Origin of the sequence: Streptomyces prasinopilosus (assembly GCF_001419695.1) — a bacterium.
GTDB classification, from domain to species: domain Bacteria; phylum Actinomycetota; class Actinomycetes; order Streptomycetales; family Streptomycetaceae; genus Streptomyces; species Streptomyces prasinopilosus.
On record NZ_LIRG01000455.1, the window covers coordinates 1 to 6,452 of the forward strand.

Consider the following 6,452-nt stretch of genomic DNA (forward strand, 5'->3'; position numbering starts at 1 on the left):
GCCGCGGCCCGTGCGGAGGGCGGCCCCCGCAAGAGGACCGGCCCCGTCCATCCCTGGACGGGGCCGGCACACCTGCGCGCACCTCAGCGGCGGGCGACGCCCTCCGCACGGGCCGCGGCGGCGACCGCGGCGGTCACCGCGGGCGCGACCCGCTCGTCGAACGGGGACGGGATGACGTAGTCGGGGGCGAGGTCGTCCCCCACCACCGCCGCCAGCGCCTCGGCCGCCGCCAGCTTCATCCCCTCGGTGATCCGCGAGGCCCNNTTGATCTGGTTCGGGAAGTCCGACCGCCCGGTGGCCACGACCGCCGCGTACTTGTGCGCGATCTCCGGGTGCACCTCGGGCTCCGGGTTGGCCATGGCGAAGACGAAGGCGCCCTTTGCCATCGACGCCACCGCCGCCTCCGGGACCGTACCGCCGGAGACGCCGATGAAGACGTCGGCCCCGGCCAGCGCGTCCTCGAGCGATCCGGACAGGCCCGCCTTGTTGGTGAAGGCCGCCAGTTCGCGCTTGATCGGCGTGAGGTCCTCCCGGTCCCGCGAGACGACGCCCTTGCGGTCGGCCACCGCGACATCGCCGATGCCGGCCTCGACCAGCATCTTCGCGATGGCCACGCCGGCCGCGCCCGCGCCCGAGATCACGGCCCGCAGCTCGCCCAGGGTCCGTCCGCTCAGCCGCGCCGCGTTCCGCAGGGCCGCCAGCGACACGATCGCGGTGCCGTGCTGGTCGTCGTGGAAGACCGGGATGTCCAGCCGCTCCTGGAGCCGCTGCTCGATCTCGAAGCACCGGGGCGCCGAGATGTCCTCCAGGTTCACGCCGCCGAAGGACGGGGCGAGCCGGACCACGGTCTCGATGATCTCGTCCACGCCGGTGCAGTCCAGGGCGAGCGGGACCGCGTCCACGCCGCCGAACTGCTTGAAGAGGATGGCCTTGCCCTCCATCACCGGGAGGGACGCCCCGGGACCGATGTCCCCGAGCCCCAGCACGGCCGTGCCGTCGGTGACGACGGCGACGACCGAGGACTTCCAGGTGTAGTCGTGGACGAGGTCCGGCTGCTCGGCGATCGCGCTGCACACTTTCGCGACGCCGGGCGTGTACGCCAGGGACAGGTCGTCCCGGTCGCGGAGCGGCACGGTGGCCTGCACAGCCATCTTGCCGCCGCGGTGCAGCGCGAATGCCGGGTCGAAGGACTCCAGGGGCTCCGCCCCGCCGTCCTGCTCGGTATGACCGGTCCGGCCTTCGCTGTCGCTGCGAGGATTCACAATCTCCGCTGCCACTTGGTTGTACCCCTTAATCGATCATGGTTTGAGGGTTGCCGCTCCGGGTGAGGAGCGGGCGGGACCGCGCAGAGCCCGTGGGGTTGATGCGCCGGGCTCGGACACGACGGGCGCGCCGCACACGCGCCCTGATCCCCGGATGAGGGGTGTAAAGCACCTTCTTACCGGACCGACGCCTTCGGCGACGAGTCCATAACGCAAAGGTCACATGCGGGCGCCGGGATCCATCGGCCAATTTCAGGACAAGACCCGGACGAACGCTCGGCAAGCGGTGGAGATCCGGCAAGCCCGGCGGCCGGACGCTCCATATACCCTCGGCGGCCGGAGATCTTCCGGCCGCAATGGCATACTCCCGCAGACCGTCCGGCCATGATGGAGCGGACGGGCGCGGTTCGAGCGTCACCTGTTATCCGATTTTGACATGGCGAGCCCCCTGGACGGCGCAGTCCGAATGGCAAGATGCGGTAATCACACGAGGTCGCGACACTCGAAGACGTGTGCTCCCGTCGACCTGCGGCACTGCCGATCCCCATCGGCAGTGGCCGGCCCCATCGGCATCCCACCCTTCCGCCGGAGGAACCACCATGACCGCACGTATCACCCGTCGCTCCCTCGCCGTCAGGTCCCGACTGGCGGCGGTGGGCGCGATCGCGGTCGCGGGCTCCCTGCTCGTCACCGGCTGCGGTGACCAGACCAAGGACAACGGCTCGGACGGCGGCGACACCGCGTCCGACAGCACCGCCCCGCTGGCCGACAAGCTGCCCAAGTCGATACGCGACAGGGGCGTCATCCGGGTCGGCTCGGACATCGCGTACGCCCCGGTCGAGTTCAAGGACGACTCCGGCAAGACGGTCGGCATCGACCCCGATCTCGCGAACGCCATGGGCAAGGAACTCGGCGTGAAGTTCGAGTTCCAGAACGGCACGTTCGACACCCTCATCGGCGGTCTCGCCTCCAAGCGCTACGACATCGCGATGTCGGCCATGACCGACACCAAGGACCGGCAGGAGGGCATCGACTCCGACACCGGCAAGAAGGTCGGCACCGGTGTCGACTTCGTCGACTACTTCACCGCGGGCGTCTCGCTCTACACCAACAAGGGCGACGACCAGGGCATCAAGACCTGGGACGACCTGTGCGGCAAGACCATGGCGGTGCAGCGCAACACCTTCTCCCACGACCTCGCCAAGGACCAGGCGAAGAAGTGCGCGGAGGACGGGAAGAAGGCGCTGAAGATCGAGGACTTCGCGACCAACCCCGAGGCCGAGACCCGGATGCGCTCCAAGGGCGCGAACGTCGTCTCCGCCGACTTCCCGATCGCCGCGTACTCCGTGAAGAACTCCGGCGGCGGCGAGTACTTCGAGATCGTCGGCGACCAGGTCGAGGCGGGCCCCTACGGCATCGCCGTCGCCAAGGACAACACCGAGCTGCGCGACGCCCTGCAGGCGGCCGTCCAGGCGGTCATCGACAGCGGCGAGTACAAGAAGATCGTCGAGAAGTGGGGCGTCGAGGACGGTGCGATCACCGAGGCCAAGATCAACGGCGGCTCCTGAACCGGCCCGTTCGACGCGGCTCTGAAAGGCTCCATTCGTGACTGCTGACGTCAACAAGACGGCCGGCCCCGACGCGACACCCCCCGCCGGACCGGAGGCCATCAAGGCCGTCCCGGTCCGGCACCCGGGGCGGTACGTGTCCGCGGCCATCGCGCTCGCCCTGCTGGGCTCGGTCGTCTACGCCTTCGCGCAAGGCAAGATCAACTGGGATGCGATCCCCGAGTACTTCTTCGACGACCGCATCATCGACGGCGTCCTGAACACCCTGCTGCTCACGGTGCTGTCGATGGTGATCGGCATCGCCGGCGGCATCCTGCTCGCCGTGATGCGCCTGTCGAAGAACCCGGTGACGTCGTCGATCGCCTGGTTCTACATCTGGTTCTTCCGCGGCACCCCGGTCCTGGTCCAGCTCTTCGTCTGGTTCAACCTCGGCCTGGTGTTCGAGTACATCAACCTGGGTCCGTTCTACAAGGACTACTGGTCGTCCTTCATGACGCCGCTGCTGGCGGCGCTGCTCGGCCTGGGGCTCAACGAGGCCGCCTACATGGCGGAGATCTGCCGGGCCGGCCTGCTCTCGGTCGACGAGGGACAGACCGAGGCGTCGCACGCCCTGGGCATGAGCCACACGAAGACGCTCCGCCGGATCGTCATCCCGCAGGCCATGCGCGTCATCGTGCCGCCGACCGGCAACGAAGTGATCAACATGCTGAAGACGACCTCGCTCGTCTCGGCGGTGCAGTTCTACGACCTCTTCAAGGAGGCGCAGGACATCGGCCAGAACGCGGGCTCGCCGGTGGAGATGTACTTCCTGGCCGCCGCCTGGTACCTGATCATGACCTCGATCCTGAGCGTCGGGCAGTACTACATCGAGCGGCACTACGCCCGCGGCGCGAGCCGCGCCCTGCCTCCGACACCGCTGCAGCGCTTCAGGGCCGCGGTCCTCCCCACGCGCCGCCCGAAGGGAGTCGCGGCATGAACCAGTCCTCCCCCGCCATGGTCAAGGCCGAGGGCGTCCACAAGTCCTTCGGCCCCGTGGAGGTCCTCAAGGGCATCGACCTGGAGGTGAAGTCCGGCGAGGTGTTCTGCCTCATCGGCCCCTCCGGCTCCGGCAAGTCCACCTTCCTGAGGTGTATCAACCACCTCGAGAAGGTCAACGCGGGACGTCTGTACGTCGACGGGGAGCTGGTCGGCTACCGCCAGAAGGGCGACAGGCTGTACGAGCTCAAGGACAGCGAGGTCGCACGGAAGCGCCGGGACATCGGCATGGTCTTCCAGCGCTTCAACCTGTTCCCGCACATGACCGCGCTGGAGAACGTCATGGAGGCGCCGGTGCAGGTCAAGGGCGTGAGCAAGGCGCAGGCCCGGGAGCGCGCGGGACAGCTGCTGGAGCGCGTGGGCCTGGCCGACAAGGCCGGGAACTACCCCTCGCAGCTCTCCGGCGGCCAGCAGCAGCGGGTGGCGATCGCGCGGGCGCTCGCCATGGACCCGAAGCTGATGCTGTTCGACGAGCCGACCTCGGCCCTCGACCCGGAACTGGTCGGTGACGTCCTCGACGTCATGCGCGACCTGGCCGAGTCGGGCATGACGATGGTCGTCGTCACCCACGAGATGGGCTTCGCCCGCGAGGTGGGCGACAGCCTGGTCTTCATGGACGGCGGCGTGGTGGTCGAGTCCGGCGACCCGCGGAACGTGCTGACCGACCCGCAGCACGAGCGGACGAAGTCGTTCCTGTCCAAGGTGCTCTGACACCGCACGGGAGAGCGCAGGAACGGGGCAGGGGCGGCACGGAGGTCATCCGTACCGCCCCTGCCCCGTGTGCGCGGCCGCTCTCACCTCAGCGCGAGCAGCAGGGTGTCCGAGGGCGAGCACCACACGGGGCGGGCCTCGGCGAACCCCTTCTCGCGCAGCACCCGGGCCTGCCAGGCGGCGGAGGGCATGTCACCGTCGGCGTGCTCGCCGTAGATCTCGAAGCGGCGGGCGGTGGGCTCGGCGAGGACGGGGTCCGCGGCCGCGGTCTTCCACCACGCGGCCCAGTCGAGGGCGCCGTCCCGCTTGGCCCGGTCCATGCGCGCGTGACGCAGGGCGCGCTCGGCCGCGTTGATCCGGGGCGTGGTCTCGTCGATCATGTGGTCCGCGTTCATGAAGACACCACCGGGGCGGACCAGCCGCGCGACCTGGCCGTAGAGGTGTGCGAGGGGTTCGCTGTGCAGCCAGTGGAGGGCGGTCGCGGTGAGTACGGCGTCGTAGGAGTCGTGGGGCAGCCGGGCGGGCCAGTCGGGGTCCTTGAGGTCGGCCGTGACGAGGGAGACCCGCTCGTCGCCGGCGAAGGTGCCCTCGGCGATGGTGAGCAGCGCCGGGTCCAGGTCGACTCCGGTGCTGGTGGCGTCCGGGAACCGGGCGAGCAGCCGGGCCGTGATGGTCCCCGTGCCGCAGGCGAGGTCCAGGACGCGCGGGGAGGTGCCGACGACGGCCTCCACCATGTCGAGCATGACCCGCAGCCGCTCCTCGCGGTCGGGCATGTACCACTCCTGCTGCCGGTCCCAGCTCTCCTGCCAGGTCTGCCAGTCGACCGTGGACGTACTGGTGTTCGCGGCCATCGTGAAGCCCTCCCGCATCGCGAAACGTAATACCCTTTAACCACGATCGCCTGTTACTTGATCGCGGGTACGACCATAGACCTCCACCGTAAGGACTGCAAGTGGAACTGGCCTATTACTCGGATTACGCCGTGCGCCTCGTCAACACCGAGGAACCGGCCCGGGGCACCGACACCCTGACCTCGGTGGAGGCCGTCCGCGCTCTGTTCGGCGCCAACCGGTCCGCGGCACGGCGCGCGACCGAGGCGGACGTGACCCGGTTCCGTTCCGTCCGGGCCCGGCTGCGCGCGGTTTTCGAGGCGGCGGACGCGGGCGACGAGACCCTCGGCGTCGACCTGCTGAACTCACTGCTGCTGGAGTTCCCGGTCAGCCCGCAGATCTCCGGGCACGACGTCCGTGACGACGACGGCCGCCCGCTATGGCACATGCACCTGGCCGACCACCCGTCCAACGCGACCGCCGGCTACGCCGCCATCGCCGCGATGGGCCTGGCCTTCCACCTCACCGAGCACGGCGTGGACCGCCTCGGCCTGTGCGAGGCGTCGCCCTGCCGCAACGCCTACCTCGACACGTCGACCAACCGCTCCCGGCGCTACTGCTCGGACCGCTGCGCCACCCGTGCCAACGTGGCCGCCTACCGTGCCCGCAAACGCCTGGAGGCCGAGCGGCCGGAGAGCACCGGCCGGGCCGCCGACAGCGCCCAGCCCACCACGGCCAGCGGCGACCGCTGATCCGGTGTGCGCGGCCGGTAGCGCAGGCGGACCCGGCCGAGCACCAGTTCGTCGGGCACCACCCCGTAGTCGGTGCTGTCCCCGCCGGCGTACCGGTTGTCCCCCAGCACCCACCAGCCGTCCCCGCGCCGCTCGGCGGCCCGCTTGACCACGAGCAGGTCCTGCTGGAAGGGGTGCCGCAGCACGATGACGCACCCCGGCCTGATGCGGGCCCCGTAATGCACCAGGAGCCGGTCCCCGTGGCGCAGCGTGGGCACCATGGAGGGCCCCGTCACCTCGGCCACCCCGAAGGGC

General features: G+C 69.9%; 6 protein-coding genes and 2 pseudogenes. 4 read left to right on the top strand and 4 right to left on the bottom strand.

Features of this window, described 5'->3' with window-relative positions; translation table 11 throughout:
* Positions 1-83: 83 nt before the first annotated feature.
* A pseudogene (locus AOK18_RS34485) lies at positions 84-262 on the bottom strand (NAD-dependent malic enzyme); the annotation flags it as partial.
* A 2-nt stretch (positions 263-264) separates the two neighbouring features.
* Positions 265-1,277 (bottom strand): annotated as a pseudogene (locus tag AOK18_RS19170) (NAD(P)-dependent malic enzyme); the annotation flags it as partial.
* A 584-nt stretch (positions 1,278-1,861) separates the two neighbouring features.
* Here AOK18_RS19170 and AOK18_RS19175 point away from each other — a divergent pair.
* Genes AOK18_RS19175 through AOK18_RS19185 form a run of 3 tightly spaced genes read left to right on the top strand, consistent with a single transcriptional unit; the run spans position 1,862 to position 4,576 of the window.
* The gene (locus AOK18_RS19175; RefSeq protein ID WP_055572495.1) at positions 1,862-2,830 is read left to right on the top strand and encodes an ABC transporter substrate-binding protein; all 969 of its coding nucleotides are present in this window, start codon (positions 1,862-1,864) and stop codon (positions 2,828-2,830) included.
* 37 nt (positions 2,831-2,867) lie between these two features.
* Positions 2,868-3,806 carry an amino acid ABC transporter permease gene (locus AOK18_RS19180; RefSeq protein ID WP_055572494.1) on the top strand — a complete coding sequence of 313 codons (939 nt, stop codon included), beginning with the start codon at positions 2,868-2,870 and terminating at the stop codon, positions 3,804-3,806.
* Positions 3,803-4,576 (top strand): amino acid ABC transporter ATP-binding protein, encoded by a 774-nt coding sequence (locus tag AOK18_RS19185; RefSeq protein WP_055572493.1) that lies wholly within the window; start codon positions 3,803-3,805, stop codon positions 4,574-4,576. Before AOK18_RS19180 ends, AOK18_RS19185 begins: the two co-directional genes overlap by 4 nt.
* 83 nt (positions 4,577-4,659) lie before the next feature.
* Here AOK18_RS19185 and AOK18_RS19190 read toward each other — a convergent pair whose 3' ends face one another.
* A complete protein-coding gene (locus tag AOK18_RS19190; RefSeq protein WP_240503237.1) occupies positions 4,660-5,445 on the bottom strand; it encodes a class I SAM-dependent methyltransferase in 786 nt (261 codons plus the stop codon).
* An 83-nt stretch (positions 5,446-5,528) separates the two neighbouring features.
* On the opposite strand from AOK18_RS19190, the gene AOK18_RS19195 reads away from it, so the two are divergent.
* On the top strand, positions 5,529-6,158 hold the full coding sequence (locus tag AOK18_RS19195) for a CGNR zinc finger domain-containing protein (protein WP_055572492.1): 630 nt from the start codon (positions 5,529-5,531) through the stop codon (positions 6,156-6,158).
* Here the strand turns inward: AOK18_RS19195 and sodX are convergent.
* On the bottom strand, positions 6,062-6,452 hold a 391-nt coding region (gene sodX, locus AOK18_RS19200), incomplete at its 5' end, for a nickel-type superoxide dismutase maturation protease (RefSeq protein WP_055695167.1). The two genes, AOK18_RS19195 and sodX, sit on opposite strands and share 97 nt — an antisense overlap.

Excerpts from the sequence above, each read along its gene's own strand:
- AOK18_RS19190 (WP_240503237.1), bottom strand. The coding sequence starts at position 5,445 with ATGCGGGAGGGCTTCACGATGGCCGCGAACACCAGTACGTCCACGGTC.
- AOK18_RS19185 (WP_055572493.1), top strand. The coding sequence starts at position 3,803 with ATGAACCAGTCCTCCCCCGCCATGGTCAAGGCCGAGGGCGTCCACAAG.
- AOK18_RS19175 (WP_055572495.1), top strand. The coding sequence starts at position 1,862 with ATGACCGCACGTATCACCCGTCGCTCCCTCGCCGTCAGGTCCCGACTG.